Annotated in this window: 19 protein-coding genes and 1 tRNA gene; 13 read left to right on the top strand and 7 right to left on the bottom strand. The window is 66.8% G+C overall.

Translation table 11 applies throughout. The features are described 5' to 3' along the window. Positions 1–43: 43 nt before the first annotated feature. The 7 genes from argC to ACQ5SP_RS16010 all read left to right on the top strand — a co-directional run bounded on the left by argC (position 44) and on the right by ACQ5SP_RS16010 (position 6,039). On the top strand, positions 44–1,072 hold the full coding sequence (argC, locus tag ACQ5SP_RS15980) for an N-acetyl-gamma-glutamyl-phosphate reductase (protein WP_430939404.1): 1,029 nt from the start codon (positions 44–46) through the stop codon (positions 1,070–1,072). 8 nt (positions 1,073–1,080) lie between these two features. Continuing rightward, positions 1,081–1,539: a cytochrome c maturation protein CcmE gene (gene ccmE / locus ACQ5SP_RS15985; protein ID WP_430939405.1), complete on the top strand. Its 459-nt coding sequence runs from the start codon at positions 1,081–1,083 to the stop codon at positions 1,537–1,539. A gap of 46 nt (positions 1,540–1,585) precedes the next feature. Next, the gene (locus ACQ5SP_RS15990) at positions 1,586–2,197 is read left to right on the top strand and encodes a holin-associated N-acetylmuramidase (protein ID WP_430939406.1); all 612 of its coding nucleotides are present in this window, start codon (positions 1,586–1,588) and stop codon (positions 2,195–2,197) included. Then, a complete protein-coding gene (locus ACQ5SP_RS15995) occupies positions 2,188–2,676 on the top strand; it encodes a holin family protein (RefSeq protein ID WP_430939407.1) in 489 nt (162 codons plus the stop codon). Before ACQ5SP_RS15990 ends, ACQ5SP_RS15995 begins: the two co-directional genes overlap by 10 nt. Positions 2,677–2,751: 75 nt before the next feature. After that, on the top strand, positions 2,752–4,737 hold the full coding sequence (locus tag ACQ5SP_RS16000) for a heme lyase CcmF/NrfE family subunit (RefSeq protein ID WP_430939408.1): 1,986 nt from the start codon (positions 2,752–2,754) through the stop codon (positions 4,735–4,737). 5 nt (positions 4,738–4,742) lie between these two features. Then, positions 4,743–5,195 (top strand): cytochrome c-type biogenesis protein, encoded by a 453-nt coding sequence (locus tag ACQ5SP_RS16005; RefSeq protein ID WP_430939409.1) that lies wholly within the window; start codon positions 4,743–4,745, stop codon positions 5,193–5,195. Between the two features lie 67 nt (positions 5,196–5,262). Continuing rightward, positions 5,263–6,039 carry an enoyl-CoA hydratase-related protein gene (locus ACQ5SP_RS16010; protein WP_430939410.1) on the top strand — a complete coding sequence of 259 codons (777 nt, stop codon included), beginning with the start codon at positions 5,263–5,265 and terminating at the stop codon, positions 6,037–6,039. 6 nt (positions 6,040–6,045) lie between these two features. Here the strand turns inward: ACQ5SP_RS16010 and gpt are convergent, their stop codons facing one another. Both gpt and fabI read right to left on the bottom strand, forming a co-directional pair. After that, positions 6,046–6,549, bottom strand: coding sequence for a xanthine phosphoribosyltransferase (gpt, locus tag ACQ5SP_RS16015; protein WP_430939411.1), 504 nt, complete (start codon positions 6,547–6,549; stop codon positions 6,046–6,048). Position 6,550: 1 nt separating this feature from the next. After that, entirely contained in the window at positions 6,551–7,384 is an 834-nt protein-coding gene (gene fabI, locus ACQ5SP_RS16020) for an enoyl-ACP reductase FabI (protein ID WP_430939412.1), read from the bottom strand. A 130-nt stretch (positions 7,385–7,514) separates the two neighbouring features. On the opposite strand from fabI, the gene pdxH reads away from it, so the two are divergent. The 5 genes from pdxH to ACQ5SP_RS16045 all read left to right on the top strand — a co-directional run bounded on the left by pdxH (position 7,515) and on the right by ACQ5SP_RS16045 (position 13,532). After that, the gene (gene pdxH, locus ACQ5SP_RS16025) at positions 7,515–8,120 is read left to right on the top strand and encodes a pyridoxamine 5'-phosphate oxidase (protein WP_430939413.1); all 606 of its coding nucleotides are present in this window, start codon (positions 7,515–7,517) and stop codon (positions 8,118–8,120) included. A gap of 134 nt (positions 8,121–8,254) precedes the next feature. Beyond that, positions 8,255–8,776 (top strand): cold-shock protein, encoded by a 522-nt coding sequence (locus ACQ5SP_RS16030; RefSeq protein ID WP_430939414.1) that lies wholly within the window; start codon positions 8,255–8,257, stop codon positions 8,774–8,776. Beyond that, positions 8,776–9,240 (top strand): DUF192 domain-containing protein, encoded by a 465-nt coding sequence (locus ACQ5SP_RS16035; RefSeq protein WP_430939468.1) that lies wholly within the window; start codon positions 8,776–8,778, stop codon positions 9,238–9,240. Before ACQ5SP_RS16030 ends, ACQ5SP_RS16035 begins: the two co-directional genes overlap by 1 nt. A 44-nt stretch (positions 9,241–9,284) precedes the next feature. Then, positions 9,285–9,361: transfer RNA gene (locus ACQ5SP_RS16040), tRNA-Pro, on the top strand. A 511-nt stretch (positions 9,362–9,872) separates the two neighbouring features. Next, complete coding sequence (locus tag ACQ5SP_RS16045; RefSeq protein WP_430939415.1) at positions 9,873–13,532, top strand: vitamin B12-dependent ribonucleotide reductase; 3,660 nt, start codon at positions 9,873–9,875, stop codon at positions 13,530–13,532. A gap of 181 nt (positions 13,533–13,713) precedes the next feature. Here ACQ5SP_RS16045 and ACQ5SP_RS16050 read toward each other — a convergent pair whose 3' ends face one another. The 3 genes from ACQ5SP_RS16050 to ACQ5SP_RS16060 all read right to left on the bottom strand — a co-directional run bounded on the left by ACQ5SP_RS16050 (position 13,714) and on the right by ACQ5SP_RS16060 (position 16,058). Beyond that, a complete protein-coding gene (locus tag ACQ5SP_RS16050; protein ID WP_430939416.1) occupies positions 13,714–13,947 on the bottom strand; it encodes a hypothetical protein in 234 nt (77 codons plus the stop codon). After that, positions 13,944–15,104 (bottom strand): aromatic ring-hydroxylating oxygenase subunit alpha, encoded by a 1,161-nt coding sequence (locus tag ACQ5SP_RS16055; protein WP_430939417.1) that lies wholly within the window; start codon positions 15,102–15,104, stop codon positions 13,944–13,946. Before ACQ5SP_RS16055 ends, ACQ5SP_RS16050 begins: the two co-directional genes overlap by 4 nt. Before the next feature lie 132 nt (positions 15,105–15,236). Continuing rightward, a complete protein-coding gene (locus ACQ5SP_RS16060; RefSeq protein WP_430939418.1) occupies positions 15,237–16,058 on the bottom strand; it encodes a helix-turn-helix domain-containing protein in 822 nt (273 codons plus the stop codon). Positions 16,059–16,300: 242 nt separating this feature from the next. Between ACQ5SP_RS16060 and ACQ5SP_RS16065 the strand changes: the two genes are divergently transcribed. Next, the gene (locus tag ACQ5SP_RS16065; RefSeq protein ID WP_430939419.1) at positions 16,301–16,648 is read left to right on the top strand and encodes a hypothetical protein; all 348 of its coding nucleotides are present in this window, start codon (positions 16,301–16,303) and stop codon (positions 16,646–16,648) included. 7 nt (positions 16,649–16,655) lie between these two features. Here the strand turns inward: ACQ5SP_RS16065 and ilvN are convergent, their stop codons facing one another. Together ilvN and ACQ5SP_RS16075 are read right to left on the bottom strand one after the other, a co-directional pair. Next, entirely contained in the window at positions 16,656–17,222 is a 567-nt protein-coding gene (gene ilvN, locus ACQ5SP_RS16070; RefSeq protein WP_430939420.1) for an acetolactate synthase small subunit, read from the bottom strand. Between the two features lie 66 nt (positions 17,223–17,288). Beyond that, entirely contained in the window at positions 17,289–19,043 is a 1,755-nt protein-coding gene (locus ACQ5SP_RS16075) for an acetolactate synthase 3 large subunit (RefSeq protein WP_430939421.1), read from the bottom strand. Positions 19,044–19,281 lie beyond the last annotated feature (238 nt).

The following is a 19,281-nucleotide window of genomic DNA, read 5'->3' on the forward strand; positions in this document are numbered from 1 at the left end:
CGGACCCCCTACATCATAGACAGAACCTGGAAGGACTTCGTCCATGACGACGCAGAACATCGCCATTCTCGGGGCGTCGGGCTACACGGGCGCCGAGCTCGTTCGCCTGATCGCGACCCATCCGTCGATGCGGATCGCGGCGCTGGCCGCCGACCGCAAGGCGGGCATGGCGATTGGGGCGGTGTTCCCGCATCTGCGTCACCTCGAGCTGCCGGATCTCGTGCGGATCGAGGAGATCGATTTCAGTGGCATCGACCTGGTGTTCTGCGCGCTGCCGCATGCCACGAGCCAGGCGGTGATCCGCGAATTGCCGCGCGACCTGAAGGTGATCGACCTCTCCGCCGATTTCCGCCTGCGCGACCCGGCGGAATACGAAAAATGGTACGGCCAGCCGCATGCCGCGCTCGAGCTGCAGGCCGAGGCCGTCTATGGCCTGACCGAGTTCTACCGCGACGAGATCCGCGGCGCACGGCTGATCGCGGGAACGGGCTGCAACGCGGCGACCGGGCACTACGCCGTCCTGCCATTGCTCGAGGCAGGCGTGATCGAGCCCGACGATATCATCATCGACCTCAAGACGGGGGTGTCGGGGGCGGGGCGCTCGGCCAAGGAAGGCCTGCTCCATTCCGAGATATCCGAGGGGATGCATCCCTACAACGTCGCCAAGCACCGGCACCTGGCCGAGTTCGACCAGGAATTCTCGAAGATGGCGGGCGCTCCTGTCCGGGCGACATTCACTCCGCATTTGCTGCCCCAAAACAGGGGGATACTGGCCAGTGTTTATGTAAAGGGCGCGCCCGGCGCGGTGCATGAGGCGCTGACGCGGCGCTATGCCGACGAGCCGTTCCTGCAGGTGCTGCCGATGGACGAGACACCGGCGACGCGCCATGTGCGCGGCTCGAACTTCGTGCATATCGGGGTCGTGGGGGACCGCCAGCCCGGGCGCACGATCGTGTTTTCGACACTCGACAACCTGACCAAGGGCTCTTCGGGCCAGGCGATCCAGAACGCCAACCTGGCCCTCGGTCTCGATGAAACGGCGGGGCTGATGCTTGCGCCGCTCTTCCCGTGAGGTAAGCCATGAAGGGTCTTAAAAAGAAACGCCGAATCCAGTTGATCGTGATCGCCTTCGTGTCGCTTGCCGTCGCGAGCGGCCTGATCGGCTACGCGCTGCGCGACGGTATCGCCTTCTTCCGCTCGCCGTCGGAGGTGGCCGAGACGCCGCCGTCGGCGGAGGAACGCTTCCGCATCGGCGGCCTGGTCGAAGAGGGCTCGCTGGTCCGCGGCCAGGGCGAGACGATCACCTTCAACGTGACCGACGGCGCCGCCTCGGTAAAGGTCGCCTATACCGGCGTGTTGCCCGATCTCTTCGCCGAGGGGCAGGGCATGATCGCCACCGGGACGCTGCAGGGCGACACGTTCGAGGCCTCCGAAATCCTCGCCAAGCACGACGAGGATTACATGCCCAAGGAGGTCGCCGACACGCTGAAGGAGCAGGGGCTGTTCAAACCGGCGGACGGTGCCGCAGGCGGTTCTTAACCTGCGCTGAGGAGGCTTGGCCACGCATCGAGAGGGATGGGTGGCCATGCAGGACATCAGGCAGATCGCGGCGGAGATCGTCGCACGCGAAGGCGGGTTCGTGAACGACCCCGACGATCCGGGCGGGCCGACCAAGCACGGCGTCACGCTGGAAACGCTGCGCCGGCTGGGCGTCGATCTGGACGGAGACGGGGTCGTCACGGTGTCCGACGTCAAGCGGCTCAGCCGGTCGGAGGCCGCCGAGATCTTCATCACCCACTACTATCGCCGCCCGCGGATCGACGCCCTGCCGGAACGGCTCCGGGCGAGCGTGTTCGACATGCAGGTGAACGCCGGCGCGCATGCCGTGCGGATCCTGCAGCGGCTCCTGGGCGAGATGGGGCTGGAGGTCGCCGTCGACGGGGTCATCGGCCCCGAGACGATCCGGGCCGCCCATGCCGCGGCCCGCATGGCGCCCCGCCACCTGGCCGATGCCTACGGTATCGCGCGGCGCAACTACTACTACCGGCTGGCCGACCGCCGGCCGGCGGCGCGGAAATTCGCCCGGCGCCGCGACGGCGGCAAGGGCGGCTGGATCCGCCGCGCCGAGGCCTTCATCGCCGAACGCTATCACCTGACGGAGGCCGAGCATCGGGCCCGTGTGGCGGCATGGGGCTGATCGGGCGCATTTTCGGCGGTGCGGGCGCGACGCGGGCGCTGGGGCAGGCGGCGACCGGGGTGGCCGAGGTCTTCGTGCCCAACGCGACCAAGCGGATGACCCAGCGCCACGCGGCCTACATCGCCGCGCTCGAGGCCCACGCGGCGGAATACAGACACGCCCGGACGGGTGTCTTCGACCGGGCGGTCGATGCGCTGAACCGGTTGCCGCGGCCGCTGCTGGCGCTCGGGACGCTGGGGCTCTTCGTCTACGCGATGGCCGATCCGGCGGGCTTTTCGCAGCGGATGCAGGGGCTGGCCCATGTGCCCGAACCGCTCTGGTGGCTTCTGGGGGCCGTCGTCGGGTTCTATTTCGGCGCCAGGGAGATGCACTACCTCCGCCGGCCGGCGAAGACGCCACCGCCCGCGCCGGCGCCCGGCGGGCCGCCGGAAGACCGGAATGCCGCGCTCGAGGCCTGGCGCCGCGACCGGGACGAATGATCGCATCGCGATGTGATTTGCCCCTGACTGTGCTATCTCTATGATCGGTCCCGAACAGGATGGATCTTGGGTAACATGGTTGCAGAACTCGGACATTTCGCACTGATCGTCGCGGCGCTGATCGCCGTCGTGCAAGCCGTCGTGCCGATGATCGGCGCGCATAAACGCTGGTACGGCTGGATGGAGCTGGCCGTGCCCGCCGCCTCGGCCCAGTTTTTCCTGACCCTGATCTCCTTCGGGGCGCTGACCTGGGCCTTCGTCACCTCGGATTTCTCGGTGCAGCTGGTGGTCACGAACTCGCACTCGGCCAAGCCGATGCTCTACAAGATCACGGGCGTCTGGGGGAATCACGAGGGCTCGATGCTGCTCTGGGTGCTGATCCTGGCGCTGTTCGGGGCCATGGCGGCGTGGTTCGGGGGCAATCTTCCACCGCAGCTCAAGGCCCGGGCGCTGTCCGTGCAGGCGCTGATCGCGGTGGCCTTCTTCGCCTTCATCATCTTCACCTCCAACCCGTTCCTGCGCACCGCGATGCCGCCGATGGACGGGCAGGATCTGAACCCGCTGCTGCAGGATCCCGGCCTCGCCTTCCACCCGCCCTTCCTCTACCTCGGATATGTCGGGCTCTCGATGTCCTTCAGCTTTGCCGTCGCGGCCCTGATCGAGGGCCGCGTGGACGCCGCCTGGGCCCGCTGGGTGCGGCCGTGGACGCTGGCGGCCTGGGTGTTCCTGACCATCGGCATCGCGCTCGGGTCGTGGTGGGCCTATTACGAGCTTGGCTGGGGCGGCTTCTGGTTCTGGGACCCGGTGGAAAACGCCAGCTTCATGCCCTGGCTGATCGCCGCGGCGCTCTTGCATTCGGCCATCGTGGTCGAGAAGCGCGAAAGCTTGAAGAGCTGGACGATCCTGCTGGCGATCCTCGCCTTCGGCTTCTCGCTGATCGGCGCCTTCATCGTGCGGTCGGGGATCATCACATCGGTCCATGCCTTCGCCAACGATCCCACGCGGGGGGTCTACCTTCTGGGGATCACGGCCTTTTTCATGGGCGGTGCGCTGACGCTCTTCGCGGCGCGCGCCGGCGCGATGGAAGCCAAGGGCGTCTTCAGCACCGTCAGCCGCGAATCGGCCCTGGTGCTCAACAACATCCTGCTTTCCGTTTCGGCGCTCGTGGTCTTCTTCGGCACGATCTGGCCGCTGGTGGCCGAGATGGCCTTCGATCGCAAGCTGTCGGTCGGCGCGCCCTTCTTCAACATGGCCTTCACGCCCTTCATGGTGGCGCTGGCGATGGTTCTGCCGATCGGGGCGATGATGCCGTGGAAACGCGGCCGCTTCGACCGGGTGATGCGCCCGCTCTGGGGCATCATGGCGCTGTCGGTGGCGTTGGGCGCCCTGGTCTGGACGCTTCAGACCGGCAAGAGCGCGCTGGCCCCGGTGGGTGTCGCGCTGGCCGCCTGGCTCGTGCTGGGCGCGGGGGCCGATCTGTGGCAGCGGGCGCGCGCGGGCCATGTCCCGGCGCGGGAAAGCCTGCGCCGGCTGGTCCGGCTGCCCCGGGCCGACTGGGGCAAGTCGATCGCCCATGCCGGCCTCGGCATCACGATGTTCGGCGTCGCCACCCTGATGGCCTGGGAAGTCGAGGATATCCGCGTTGCCCGCGAAGGCGATACCTTCGAGGTGGGGAACTACGCGATCACCTTCGATCGGGTCGAGGAGGTTCAGGGGCCGAATTACCTGTCCACGATGGGCTTCTTCACGGCCCGGCGCGACGGCGAGGCGGTGGCGACCCTGACGCCTGAAAAGCGCATCTACCCGGTCGCGGGCATGCCCACGACCGAGGCCGCGATCCACCAGAGCCTGGCGCGCGATCTCTACGTGGTCATCGGAGATCCGCAGGACGGCGGCGGGTATGCCGTGCGGACCTATATCAAGCCCTTCGCGAACTGGATCTGGCTGGGCTCGATCATCATGGCGGTCGGCGGGTTCTTCAGCCTGAGCGACCGGCGCTACCGCGTGGCGGCCGGCGCGCGGAAGGCCACGTCCGCCAACGGCGCGGTTCCGGCGGAGTGAGGCGCATGAAACGACTGGTCCTCATCCTCGTTCTGCTGGCCAGCCCCGTGCTGGCGGTGCAGCCCGACGAAGTGCTCGACGATCCCGCGCTCGAGGAACGGGCGCGCGACATTTCGGCCGAGCTGCGCTGCCTCGTCTGCCGCAACGAGTCCATCGACGAATCGAACGCCGAACTGGCCCGCGATCTGCGGCTGCTGGTCCGCGAGCGGCTGGTGGCCGGCGACAGCAACGCCGAGGTGATCGACTACGTGGTCGACCGCTATGGCGAGTACGTCCTGCTGAACCCGCGGGCCACCGGGGCCAACATCCTGCTCTACGCGGCTGGCCCGGCGATGCTGCTGGTCGCGCTCGGAATCGGCGGGGTCTATCTGCGGCGGCGCCGGCAGGCCACCGAGAGCCCGGCCGAGGCGCTCTCGGAGGACGAACGGACGCGGCTCGAGGAAATCATGAAATCCTGACCCCGCGTCCGGCTTTCCCGCGCCGCGCGGGGCGCTATGCTGGACCCCGGCAAGAGCGGAGACGGCCATGCAGTACCAGACGATCGGGCTGGGGATTCGCGACGGGATTTCCACGATCACCTTTCGCCGCCCCGAGGTGATGAACGCGCTCAACGCGCAGATGCGCGCGGAGCTTCTGCACGCGGTGAAAGCGGCGGGGCAGGGCGCGCGGGTGCTGGTAATGACCGGCAAGGGCCGTGCCTTTTGCTCGGGCCAGGACCTGGGCGACCGCACCGCCGTCTCCGACATCGATCTCGAACGCACCCTGCGCGAGGAGTACGAGCCGCTTCTGCGCGCGATCTACGACTGCCCGATCCCGACCATCGCCGCCGTCAACGGCGCGGCGGCGGGGGCCGGTGCCAACCTCGCGCTGGCGGCGGACGTGGTGATCGCGGCCGAATCGGCCAGCTTCATCCAGGCCTTCACCCGGATCGGGCTGATCCCGGATGCCGGCGGCACCTACTGGCTGCCGCGCCAGATGGGATTTGCCCGCGCGATGGGCGCGGCGCTTTTCGCCGAGCCGATCGGCGCGCGGCAGGCGGCCGACTGGGGCATGATCTGGGAGGCGGTCCCGGACGAGGGCTTCGCCGATCACTGGTACGCCCGCGCCGTGCATCTCGCCCAAGGGCCGACGGCGGCCTATGCCCGCGTGAAGGAGGCGCTGCGCGGCAGTTTCGCCAACACGCTGGAGGATCAGCTGAACCTCGAGGCGAAGCTGCAGGGTGAATGCGGCGAGACGCGCGACTTCAAGGAAGGCGTGGTCGCGTTCCTGGAAAAGCGCGCGGCGGATTTCGAGGGGCGCTGACGCGGCTCAGTCCGTGCCGCGATAGGGTTCGACGTATTGCAGCGCCATGTCCCAGGGGAAAAAGATCCAGGTGTCCTGGCTGACCTCCGTGATGAAGGTATCGACCTGGGCGCGGCCCTGCGGCTTGGCGTAGACGGTCGCCACATGGGCCTTGGGCAAAAGCGCGCGGACCACTTCCAGCGTTCGGCCCGTGTCCACGAGATCGTCGACGATCAGCACGCCCTCGCCATCGCCGACGAGGCGCATGTCCGGTGACTTGATCACCACGGGTTCGCTCTGGGTCTGGTGGTTGTAGGACTTGACCGAGATCGTGTCGACGGTGCGGATGTCGAGCTCGCGCGCGACGATCATCGCCGGCGCCATGCCGCCGCGGGTGATCGCCACCACCGCGCGCCAGCCGCCGTTTTCCGGCCCGTGCCCGTCAAGCCGCCAGGCCAGCGCCCGTGCATCCCGGTGAAGCTGGTCCCACGAGACGTGGAAGCCCTTTTCATGAGGCAGACGTTCGGCCATGTCAGGACCCGTTGTTTTCGGGGGTCTTCAGGACGCGCTCGATATCCGGCGCATCGACGTTCTTCATTCCGACCACGTGGTAGCCCGAGTCGACGTGGTGCACCTCGCCGGTCACGCCGGCGCCGAGATCCGACAGCAGGTACATCGCTGCGTTGCCGACCTGTTCGGTGGTGACGTTGCGCCGGAGCGGCGAGTTCAGCTCGTTCCATTTCATGATGTAGCGGAAATCGCCGATGCCGCTGGCCGCCAGCGTCTTGATCGTCCCGGCCGAGATCGCGTTGACGCGAATGTTCTGCGGGCCGAGATCGGCGGCGAGGTAGCGCACGGATGCCTCGAGCGCGGCCTTGGCGACGCCCATCACGTTGTAATGCGGCATGACCTTTTCGGCGCCGTAATAGGTGAGGGTCAGCATCGATCCGCCCTCGGTCATCAGCTTCTCGGCGCGGCGCGCGACGGCGGTGAAGGAGTAGACCGAAATGTCCATCGACATGCGGAAGTTTTCCTGGCTCGTGTCGACGTAACGGCCCCGCAGTTCGCCCTTGTCGGAAAAGCCGATGGCATGCACCAGGAAATCGAGCCGGCCCCAGACTTCCTCGAGCCGCGCGAAGAGCGCGTCGACCGACTCGCCGTTGTTGACGTCGCATTCGATGATGTGCTCGACGCCGAGGGAGTCAGCCAGCGGGCCGACCCGCTTCTTGAGCTGTTCGCCCTGGTAGGAAAAGGCGAGTTCCGCGCCCTGTTCGGCACAGGCGCGCGCTATGCCCCAGGCGATGGATTTGTCGTTGGCGACCCCCATGACGAGGCCGCGTTTTCCTTGCATCAACCCGGTTGACATTCTCTGCCCCTGAACGACCTATTGCGTGGGTTTCGTTTAGGCCAAAGCGATAAGGGCCGCAAGGCTGGCCCATCTTTCTGGCCGCAGTTGCGACCCGATTGCCGCGCAACGGGTCCGGGAAAGGAACAGGATGAGCGACCGCACCGGGATCTTCGCCGGCGACGATCCGTTCGAGATCGCGCGCAGCTGGCTGGCCGAGGCCGAGAAGAGCGAGCCGAACGATCCGAACGCCATCGCGCTCTCGACCGTGGATGCCGACGGGCTGCCCAATGCCCGGATGGTGCTGCTGAAAGAGATCGAGCCGGCGGCCTTCGTCTTCTACACCAATTACGAGAGCGTGAAGGCGCGCGAGATCGAGGCGGCCGGCAAGGCGGCCTTCGTGATGCACTGGAAGTCGCTCCGCCGCCAGGTGCGCGTCCGCGGGCTGGTGGCGCGCGAGGAAGGTCCGCAGGCGGATGCGTATTTCGCCTCGCGATCGCTGAAGAGCCGGCTTGGCGCCTGGGCGTCGAAACAGTCGCAGCCGCTGGACTCGCGCAGCGCGCTGATGGCCGAGGTCGCACGCATCGGGGCGGCCAAGGGCCTGCATCCGCCGCGCCCATCCTTTTGGGGCGGTTTCCGTATCCATCCGGTCGAGATAGAGTTCTGGGCGGATGGGGCGCACAGGCTGCACGACCGGTTCAGATGGGCGCGGAAATCCCCTGACGAGGGGTGGTCGATCACCCGTCTCAGCCCCTGAATTTCACGATGCGTGAAATGCGCACCCCGTGAGGCCCCTTGAGTTTAAGCTTGAATCGCGGCTCGGGTTGCCGTTTAGTTACCTCGTTTGGGGGTGAAAGTACGGGTAATCATGACTACGGGGGATGTTCCGAGTTGACCACTGCAATACGAACGCGCGGCCAGGTAAAATGGTTCGACGCCACCAAGGGGTTCGGTTTCGTCGTTTCCGACGATGGCGGGCCAGATATTCTTCTCCACGCGAATGTTCTGCGAAATTTCGGGCAGAGCTCCATCGCGGACGGATCCGTCGTCGAGATCGAGGTCCAGGAAACGGATCGCGGCAAACAGGCGACCGAAGTGCTCGCCATTGAGGCCCCGCGCGACGTCGAGGAAGAGATCGCCGAGACGCCGCCGGAACTGGCCGACGTGCCGCTGGAACCGGCCCGGGTCAAATGGTTCGACAAGGTCAAGGGCTTCGGTTTCGGCAATGTCTTCGGCCGGCCCGAGGACGTGTTCATCCACATGGAAGTTCTGCGCAGCTGCGGGATGGCCGACCTGATCCCGGGCGAGGCGGTCTGCCTCCGGGTCGTGGACGGCCCGCGCGGGCGCATGGCCGCCGAGGTGCGCAGCTGGGAATACGGCCAGCGCGAGGATGAGGACGAGGACGAGGCGTGATCCGCCTTCTCCTGGGTGTGGCGGCCGGGCTGGTCCTGGCCGGGACCGCCGGTGCGACCTGCCGCCCCGACGTCGCCGAGATACGCGGCGACTGGGGCAGCGCCCGCTTCACCGTCGAGATCGCCGACGATGCCGCGGAACGCGCGGACGGCCTGATGCACCGCGAGTCGCTCGGCACGTTCTCGGGCATGCTCTTCGTCTACCCGTCGCCGCGGCGCGTCGGGTTCTGGATGAAGAACACGCTGATTCCCCTCGACATGATCTTTCTCGATCCGCGCGGCGCCGTGCTGCGGATCCACGAGAACGCCGAACCGGGCAGCCTGGCGACCATCGATGGCGGTCCCGGCGTGCAGGCGGTGCTCGAGATCAATGGCGGGATGGCCGCCAGGCTGGGGCTGGCCCCCGGCGACGAGCTGCGCCACCCGGCGATCCCGCAGGAAATCGCGGCCTGGCCGTGCGAGTAAGGCTTTTCAAGCCGGCACGCAGGCAATAGAGAGAAGGCATCGGTCGGGGCGTAGCGCAGCCTGGTAGCGCGTCGGTTTTGGGTACCGAAGGTCGTGAGTTCGAATCTCGCCGCCCCGACCAATATTCCACCACCAGATATCGTTGTTGCCGCCGCGCCGCACCCCCGCCCGTGGTGGCGGGACGACTCGACCCCGGGGCGAGTCGCGGGCGGTGGCCTCAGGCGGCGCTTCAGCCGGCCCCCATAAATCTTTGGCCTGACACCCGGAATCCGGACGTTCCCTGCGCCGCCGATCCGTCTGCCGCGGGCGGGGGGCGCGACCGGGAACCGGACACCCCGGAATGGTCAACGGAAAAATGTCACGAAACCGCAAAAAATGGCGTTGACCGAACCGGCCAACCTACGTCACCTTGTGTGGGCCGCATCGTCGACCACCACATTTAGTGTCATCGGGGCGGCGTTCTGACAGGACCAACGATCGGCGCCAGGGAAGCGCGAACCGGCAGGCGCAGAGAGGTCCGCAGAACAGGCAAAGCGGGGAGGCCACCAGGCCCTCATCACTGGCACGAGAGCAACCGGCACGGCGGGACAACCGCATGGCCGGACCGGGAGAGATTTGACTACGGGGCAGAAATGAAAATCGAACGCAAATTTACTAAAGCCGGCGCCGACGCTTACGACGGGATCGAGTTCACCACGACGTCGTCCGAGATCCGCAACCCGGACGGCACCACCGTCTTCAAGCTCGACGAAATCGAAGTGCCCGCGCGCTGGAGCCAGGTGGCCTCCGACGTGCTGGCGCAGAAGTATTTCCGCAAGGCCGGCGTCGCCGCGCGGCGCAAGCCCGTGAAGGAAAAGGACGTTCCCGAATTTCTGTGGCGGTCCGTGCCCGACGAGGCGGCGCTGGCGGAACTGCCCGAGGATGCCCGCTACGGCGGCGAGACCAGCGCGCGGCAGGTCTTCGACCGGCTGGCCGGCGCCTGGGCCTACTGGGGCTGGAAGGGCGGCTACTTCTCCACCGAGGAAGACGCCCGCGCCTATTTCGACGAGATGCGCGTCATGCTGGCCCGCCAGATGGCCGCGCCGAACAGCCCGCAATGGTTCAACACCGGCCTGCACTGGGCCTATGGCATCGACGGGCCGGGGCAGGGCCATTTCTACGTCGACTACAGGACCGGAAAGCTCACCAAGTCCAAGTCGGCCTACGAGCATCCGCAGCCGCATGCCTGCTTCATCCAGTCCGTCGGCGACGACCTGGTGAATGACGGCGGGATCATGGATCTCTGGGTGCGCGAGGCGCGGCTCTTCAAATACGGGTCGGGCACCGGCACCAATTTCTCGAGCCTGCGCGCCGAGGGCGAGAGCCTGTCGGGCGGCGGCAAGTCGAGCGGCCTGATGGGCTTTCTCAAGATCGGCGACCGGGCGGCCGGCGCGATCAAGTCGGGCGGCACCACGCGCCGCGCGGCCAAGATGGTGATCTGCGACATGGATCACCCGGATATCGAGGAATTCATCAACTGGAAGGTCATCGAGGAGCAGAAGGTCGCCAGCCTCGTCGCCGGGTCCAAGATCCACGAGTCGATGCTGAACGACATCTTCGCCGCCATCCGCAGCTGGGACGGCGCCCCCGAAGACGCCTACGACCCCAAGGTGAACGCCGGGCTGAAGCAGGCGGTCAAGGCCGCCAAGCAGGTCCGCGTGCCCGAAACCTACGTCAAGCGGGTGCTGGACTACGCCAAGCAGGGCTACGGCTCGATCGAGTTCCCGACCTACGACACCGACTGGGACAGCGAGGCCTATAACTCGGTCTCCGGGCAGAATTCCAACAACTCGGTGCGGGTCACCGACGCCTTCCTGCAGGCGGTGCGGGACGACGCCGACTGGGAGCTGATCCGCCGCACCGACGGCAAGGTGGCCAAGACCGTGAAGGCCCGCGAGCTCTGGGAGCAGGTCGGCCACGCCGCCTGGGCCTGCGCCGATCCGGGGATCCAGTTCCACGACACCATCAACGCCTGGCACACCTGCCCGGCGGACGGCCCGATCCGCGGCTCGAACCCGTGCTCGGAATACATGTTCCTGGACGACACGGCCTGCAACCTGGCCTCGATGAACCTGCTGACCTTCTACCGCGGCGGCACGTTCCAGGCCGAGGACTACATGCATGCCACCCGTCTCTGGACCGTGACGCTGGAAATCTCGGTCCTGATGGCGCAGTTCCCGTCCAAGGAAATCGCCCGGCGGTCCTACGACTTCCGCACGCTGGGTCTGGGCTATGCCAATATCGGCGGGCTCCTGATGAACATGGGGCTTGGCTACGACTCCGACGAGGGCCGGGCCCTTTGCGGGGCGCTGACCGCGCTGATGACCGGCGTGGCCTATGCCACCTCGGCCGAGATGGCCGGCGAGCTGGGGCCCTTCCCGGGCTACGAGAAGAACGCCGACCACATGCTGCGGGTCATGCGCAACCATCGCCGCGCGGCCCATGGCGACCGCGACGGCTACGAGGAGCTGGCGGTCAAGCCGGTGGCGCTGGACCATGGCAACTGTCCTGACGAGGGGCTTGTGGCGCTGGCGAAATCGGCCTGGGACGAGGCCCTGCGCCTCGGCACGGCCCATGGCTACCGCAACGCCCAGACCTCGGTGATCGCGCCGACCGGCACGATCGGCCTGGTGATGGACTGCGACACAACGGGGATCGAACCGGACTTCGCGCTGGTGAAGTTCAAGAAGCTGGCAGGTGGCGGTTACTTCAAGATCATTAACCGCTCCGTCCCGGCGGCGTTGGAGACGCTTGGGTACACTCCCGCCCAGGTCGAAGAGATCGTCTCCTACGCCGTCGGTCACGGCACCCTCGGCAACGCGCCGGGCATCAACCACACCGCGCTGATCGGGCACGGGTTCGGCGAGGCCGAGCTGAAGAAGATCGAGGCGGCGCTGCCCTCGGCCTTCGACATCCGCTTCGTCTTCAACCAGTGGACGCTGGGCGAGGCCTTCTGCACCGAGGTGCTGGGCATCCCGGCGGCGAAGCTCAACGACCCGACCTTCGACATGCTGCGGCACCTGGGCTTCAGCAAGGCGCAGATCGAGGCCGCGAACGATCATGTCTGCGGAACCATGACGCTGGAAGGGGCGCCGCACCTGGCCGAGGACCATTACCACGTCTTCGACTGTGCCAATCCCTGCGGCAAGAAGGGCAAGCGCTTCCTCAGCGTGGACAGCCACATCCGCATGATGGCGGCGGCGCAGAGCTTCATCTCGGGGGCGATCTCCAAGACGATCAACATGCCCAACGACGCCACCATCGAGGACTGCCAGCAGGCCTATGAACTCAGCTGGTCGCTCGGCGTGAAGGCCAATGCGCTCTACCGCGACGGCTCCAAGCTGAGCCAGCCGCTGGCCGCCGCGCTGGTCGAGGACGACGAGGAGGCCGAGGAGGTGCTCGCCACCGGCAGCATGCACGCCAAGGCCGAGATGCTGGCCGAGAAGGTGGTCGAGAAGGTCATCGTCAAGGAACTCGTCCGCAGCCACCGCGAGAAGCTGCCCGAGCGGCGCAAGGGCTACACGCAAAAGGCCATCGTCGGCGGGCACAAGGTCTACCTGCGCACCGGCGAATACGAGGACGGCGCGCTCGGCGAGATCTTCATCGACATGCACAAGGAAGGCGCCGGCTTCCGCGCGATGATGAACAATTTCGCCATCGCGGTGTCGGTCGGGCTGCAATACGGCGTGCCGCTCGAGGAGTTCGTCGAGGCCTTCACCTTCACCCGGTTCGAGCCGGCGGGGATGGTCCAGGGCAACGACTCGATCAAGAACGCCACCTCGATCCTCGACTACATCTTCCGGGAACTGGCGGTCAGCTATCTCGACCGCACGGACCTGGCGCATGTGAAGCCGAACGGCCAAAGCTTCGACGAGCTTGGCCGGGGCGACGAGGAAGGCAAGCCGAACGTGGCCGAGGTCACCGACACGGCCGCGAGCCAGTCGCTGGAATGGCTCAAGCAGGTCTCTTCGACCGGGTATCTCCGCAAGCGGCTGCCGCAGGAACTGGTGGTGCACCAGGGCGGGCTGACCGCCACCGGCAGCGCCGCGGCCGTCGAGGCGATCGCCGCCACGGAAACCTACGAGGCGGTGCAGACCTACGAGAGCACCTCGCAGGCCATGGACGCCCGCACCAAGGCGCGCATGCAGGGCTACGAGGGCGATCCCTGCGGCGAATGCGGCAACTACACGCTGGTGCGCAACGGCACCTGCATGAAGTGCAACACCTGCGGCGGCACGAGCGGCTGCAGCTGAGGGTCACCCCCTCCGGTCCCCGCCGCGGGGCCGGGGGAGGGGTTCCGGGGCGGGTGCGCTCGCCCTAGACGCGGTTCAGGCCGCAGGCAGAAACCGAGCGGTATGAATTATGAGCCTGGACAGCGAAACTCCGGGGGGCACGTTGCCCCCCGTTTTTCTTTTCAGGCCAATACCCTGAAGGCTATTCTTCGCGTCCGTAGGCCTTGAGCCGCGCATGCAGCGCATGGGCGTCGCCATGCCCGTGTTCCAGCGCGTAGACATAGGCATAGGTGTAGAAGAAGCACGCCGCGTCGATCTCGGCCCGGGCCTCGGCCCGGCGGCCGGCCTCGAAATACAGCGTCACCAGCGCCTCGGCATCGCCGGTCGCGTGGGCGGCGAGGAGCGCCGCCTCGAGGCGCCGGTTCTCGGGGCTCATTCCGCCGCCAGGCCCTTGTTGCGGGCAGCGGTCACGTGGCGCGCGACCCAGGCGTGGAAATTATGGGTGGGCCCGTCCATCACCGGCGAGAAGCGTCCGCCGTCGAAGCCGGCGCCGTGCCGGCCGCGCTGCATGCCCTCGACCACGAAGACATCCTCCTCGAAGACGGTCTTCCAGAGGGCGGCGTTCTGCGCGCGCAGCTCCGGGTCGGTGTCGGGCGCCGGATAGTAGAGCGCGACATGCTCCTCGGTCCGTTCCAGCCCCTTGGGCTCGAGGATGATCGCGAAAGCGTGGTCACGATGCACCCCGAAGAGCACGTTGGGATAAAAGGCGATGTATTCCGCGCCCTCGTTCCATTTCTCCGACAGGCCGGCGAAATCGGGGAAGGTGCCGCCATCGGCGCCCCGGAACTGGCGGTAGACCAGCGTGCCCTGGCCGGAATAGGCGCCGGGCACCTCGATGTTGTAGTGATCCTCCAGCCGCGAATAGCTGTTCAGGCCGGGATGCACCCAGGGCAGGTGGTAGGACTCGCAATAGTTCTCGACGGCGAGCTTCCAATTGGTCGCGACGTCGAGGGTGAAGGCCGACTCCGGCCCGCCGAAATACAGCGGCTGGTCGAACTCGGCCCAGCGGGCCATGACGTCGGCGGCGTATTCCGCGAAGTCGGGGGCATCGCCCGAGACGTTGACGAAGACCACGTCGCGCCAGACATGGGCGCGCACCTCGATCAGGCCCAGCGTGTCGCGATCCACGGCCTCGTGGGTGTTCCGGCCCGGCCCGCCCACATGGGGGGTGGCGACCAGCCGGCCGTCGAGACCGTAGCACCAGCTGTGATAGGGGCAGCGGATCATGCCGCGCAGGCGGCCGGGCTTCTCGACCAGGATCATGCCGCGGTGCCGGCAGGTGTTCTGGAAGACCCGCACCGCGCCGGCGCGATCGCGCACCATCACCAGCGGGTAGCCCAGGAAATCGACCGGGAAGGCGTCGCCCGGCTCGGGCACGTCCTTGGCAAAGCCGATCCCGGCCCAGGTGCCGTAGAGCACGGCGTCACGCTCTTCGGCGAAGACGGCGGGATCGACGTAATGCGCGTTGGGCAGGCCGCGGGCCTCGGCCACGGGGCGGTGAACCGCGGACAGGTCGGTGACGATGTCGGTCATGGCGGCACTCCTTGCGGGGTCTGTCCCGCCAGAGTAGACAGGCGCTGCCATGCCGGACCGCCCGTCTGCGACCGCTCACCCGACCGGCTGCGACATCTCGGCGCGCCGGGCGCGCGGCGCCGGCGCCGGTTCCTAGCGCACGGGTTCGTCGGGGCGCAGCAGGTCGAGCTCCACCTGGGTCAGGTCGCCGCGGGTCCTGTAGCCGGACTTGCGGGCGGCGGGCAGGGCGTCGGACACGGCCCGGCCCAGGTATTCCAGCATGATACGGCCGACGGTCAGACCGGCATCGGACTCGGGTACCGCGCGGGTTCTGAAGCCGTGCCAGCAGCGTTTCCGCTGCGGGGAAACGCGCTGGATATAGGTGAAATCCGCGGAAGAGGCCCCGCGGCGCACGGCGAATACCGCAAGGCCCGCGCCCTGGCGCGTGACGAAGCCGCGGCTTTCATGCGCCCCCCCGGCATACCCGATCCCGAGATGGGCCATCGCCGAACGCGGAATGTAGCCGCGCATGAAGGTCACGCCGCCACGGCGGTACACGTAAGCGATCCCGACGAGGAATTTTCCCTCCGCCAGGCTGCTTGGGAAGACGTAGCGGAAGAACCCGTTCGGCAGCAGGTCCTCGGGAACGGTCGCCATCCCGGTCGACAGGAAACTGTCCAGTTCGGGATGCGACAGGAAGCCGGTCGCCGGCTGCCTGATCAGCTCCACCGGTTCCAGCAGGATTCGGGCGTCAACCTCGAAATGGTTGCAGATGCGGGCGAGGATGTCGGGCCGCGGAAAGCTCTCGCCCGACAGGTAGCGGTTGAACTGGGTGCGATTGATGCCGAGCTGCCGGCACAATCCCGAAACGGAAATGCCCTTCTCCGCGATTAGATCCTTGAGGTTCCTGCCAAAAATGGCCCGCTGCCGGGCAGGCGTATTACGACCGGGACGGTCCAGCTCGACTTTTTTCATTGTTACCCACTCGCCCCTAACCCGGGAAAGGGTAGTTAACGCGTTACCCCTGAACCACGCGGGTTTTGTGTCAGGCAGCCCCGGAATGACGCCAATGAGCATCAGCCGGCCTGAACTTTTCGCGGAAAAAAACGTGTGGTGACACAACCGGTTGCGCCTGCTGTTCTTGAAAACGCAACCCTTTAAAAGGTTAGCTCGAGGCTACCATTACAGTACCACGTAACGAGTAAAAAGGTTGCATAATGAGTATCGAAAGAGTTTACGGCATCGTTTTATGGCGCGATGCCGCGGACGGCTCCGCGGTGATCTGGTGCGACGATCAGGCCGAACTTGCCTTTCTCGACGGCGCCCGTGAAGGCGGCAGCTGCAAGCGCACCGGGGTGGCGCTGGCCTCGGGAGACCTCATTCTCTTTGCGCTCCACGAGGAGGGTGACGTCCGCCGGGCGCGCGCGGCGGAACTGGTCAACCGCGACGGCATGCCCCGGCTGGTCGAGATGCTGAAGCTCGAGGCCGCGGCCCTGACCCACGGCGTCGAGCCCGCGGGCGGCCTGGCGCAGCCGGGCGCGGCCGGGCGGCCGCGCCTGGTCTGACCGGGGTTCAGGCGGCGGTGCCGCGCGACATCGCCGCCACGCCTGTCCGCGCGATTTCCACCAGCCCGAGCGGGCGCATCAGCTCGGCGAAGGCGTCGATCTTGTCGGTGGTGCCGGTCATCTCGAAAACGAAGCTCTCGAGCGTGGAATCGACCACGTTGGCGCGGAAGATATCGGCCAGCCGCAGCGCCTCGACGCGCTTCTCGCCGGTATTGGCCACCTTGATCAGCGCCAGTTCGCGCTCGACCGCGGGGCCTTCGACGGTCAGGTCGTGGACGTCGTAGACCGGGATCATCCGGCCCAGCTGCGCCTTGATCTGCTCGATCACCGCCGGGGTGCCGGTGGTCACCACAGTGATCCGCGAGCGATGGCCCTCGTGGTCGACCTCGGCCACGGTGAGGCTCTCGATGTTGTAGCCCCGGCCGGAAAACAGCCCGATCACGCGGGCCAGGACGCCGGCCTCGTTATCGACGATCACCGCCAGGGTGTGGGTCTCCATCACCTCGGCATTCGGGTCGCGCAGGTCGTAGGCGGAATGCTTCGACGTGCCTTTCTTGATCTTCAGCGCTGACATGGGCCTTCTTCTTCTCTTCGGAAACCGGGTCGGGGCAGGGGGCGCCCGGCGCCCCCCGGGTTAGAGTCAGACCAGCACCGCGCCGCCTTGCTGAATGGCGTCCTTGGTGCTGGCATCGCCAAGCAGCATCTTGTTGTGCGGCTCGCCGCTGGGGATCATCGGGAAGCAGTTCTCGTGCTTTTCGACCAGGCAGTCGAAGATCACCGGGCCGTCATACTCCAGCATTTCCTGGATCGCATCGTCGAGATCGGCCGGATCCTTGACCATGATCCCCTTGCAGCCGAAGGCCTCGGCCAGCTTGACGAAATCGGGCAGCGCCTCGGACCAGCTGTGGGAATAGCGCTCGCCGTGCAGCAGTTCCTGCCACTGGCGCACCATGCCGAGGCGCTCGTTGTTCAGGATGAACTGCTTGACCGGCAGGCGGTACTGCACCGCGGTGCCCATCTCCTGCATGTTCATGAGCCAGGACGCCTCGCCGGCGACGTTGATGACCAGCGCGTCGGGATGCGCCACCTGCACGCCGACGGAGGCCGGCAGGCCGTAGCCCATCGTTCCCAGCCCGCCCGACGTCATCCAGCGGTTCGGATCCTCGAAGCCCATGAACTGCGCGGCCCACATCTGGTGCTGGCCGACCTCGGTGGTGACGTAGCGGTTATGGCCGCGGGTCAGGGCTTCCAGCCGTTCGAGCGCGTATTGCGGCTTGATGGCCTGCTTGGAGGGCTTGTAGTAGAGGCAGTTGACGGATTTCCACTCGGCGATCTGCTTCCACCACTTCTCCAGCCCGGCCTGCGCGGTCTTGCGCCCGCGCGATTTCCAGACCCGCAGCAAATCCTCGAGCACGTGGCCCACGTCGCCGATGATCGGCAGGTCGACATGGATCGACTTATTGATCGAGGAGGGGTCGATGTCGATATGCGCCTTGCGCGACTTCGGGCTGAAATCCGCGATGCGCCCGGTGATCCGGTCGTCGAAGCGCGCGCCGATATTGATCATCAGGTCGCAGCCATGCATGGCGAGGTTGGCCTCGTAGGTGCCGTGCATCCCCAGCATGCCGAGCCAGGACTTGCCGCTGGCCGGGTAGGCGCCGAGTCCCATCAGCGTCGAGGTGATCGGGAAGCCCGTCGCGTCGACCAGTTCGCGCAGGAGCTGGCTGGCCGCGGTCCCGGAATTGATGACGCCGCCGCCGGAATAGATGATCGGGCGCTCTGCGCTCTCGATCATCTCGACGAGCTGGGTGATGGCGTCGATATCGCCCTTCACCTGCGGGTTGTAGTGCCCGAGATTGGCCTGTTGCGGCGGCGTGTAGGTGCCCTGGGCGAACTGCACGTCCTTGGGCAGGTCCACCACCACCGGGCCGGGGCGGCCGTTCGTCGCCACCTGGAAGGCCTGGTGGATCGTCTCGGACACCTTCGCCGGGTCCTTCACCAGCCAGTTGTGCTTGGTGCAGGGGCGGGTGATGCCGACGGTGTCGGCCTCCTGGAAGGCGTCGTTGCCGATCATGAAGGTGGGCACCTGGCCGGTCAGGACGACCAGCGGGATGGAGTCCATCAGCGCGTCGGTGATGCCGGTGACGGCGTTGGTCGCCCCCGGACCCGAGGTGACGAGGACGACGCCCGGCTTGCCGGTCGAGCGGGCATAGCCCTCGGCGGCGTGGACCGCGCCCTGCTCGTGGCGGACGAGGATGTGGCGGATGTCGTTTTGCTGGAAGATCTCGTCATAGATCGGAAGTACCGCACCGCCCGGATAGCCGAATACGACGTCCACACCCTGATCCCTCAGGGCCTGAACCACCATCTGTGCGCCGGTCATCTGACGAGTCATCTTCCTGGTCTCCGTGTTGTCGAACCCGCAAAAAAAAGCCCCCGAAACCGGACGGGGGCGCATGGGGAATGACCGGTGGATCTACCGATCCGGTCCCATGCGCCACGCGTCTACGATTACGACGGTCTTGGTCATCGCGGTCTCCTTGCGTGCGGCGGAACCTATGGCGCGGGGCGGGGGGCGTCAACCGCATTTTTTACCGGAAATGTCGGCATGGAGCCGCCTTGCGAAAGAAAAT

This window comes from Rhodovulum sp. YNF3179, from assembly GCF_050586465.1.
GTDB lineage: Bacteria > Pseudomonadota > Alphaproteobacteria > Rhodobacterales > Rhodobacteraceae > CAJXYS01.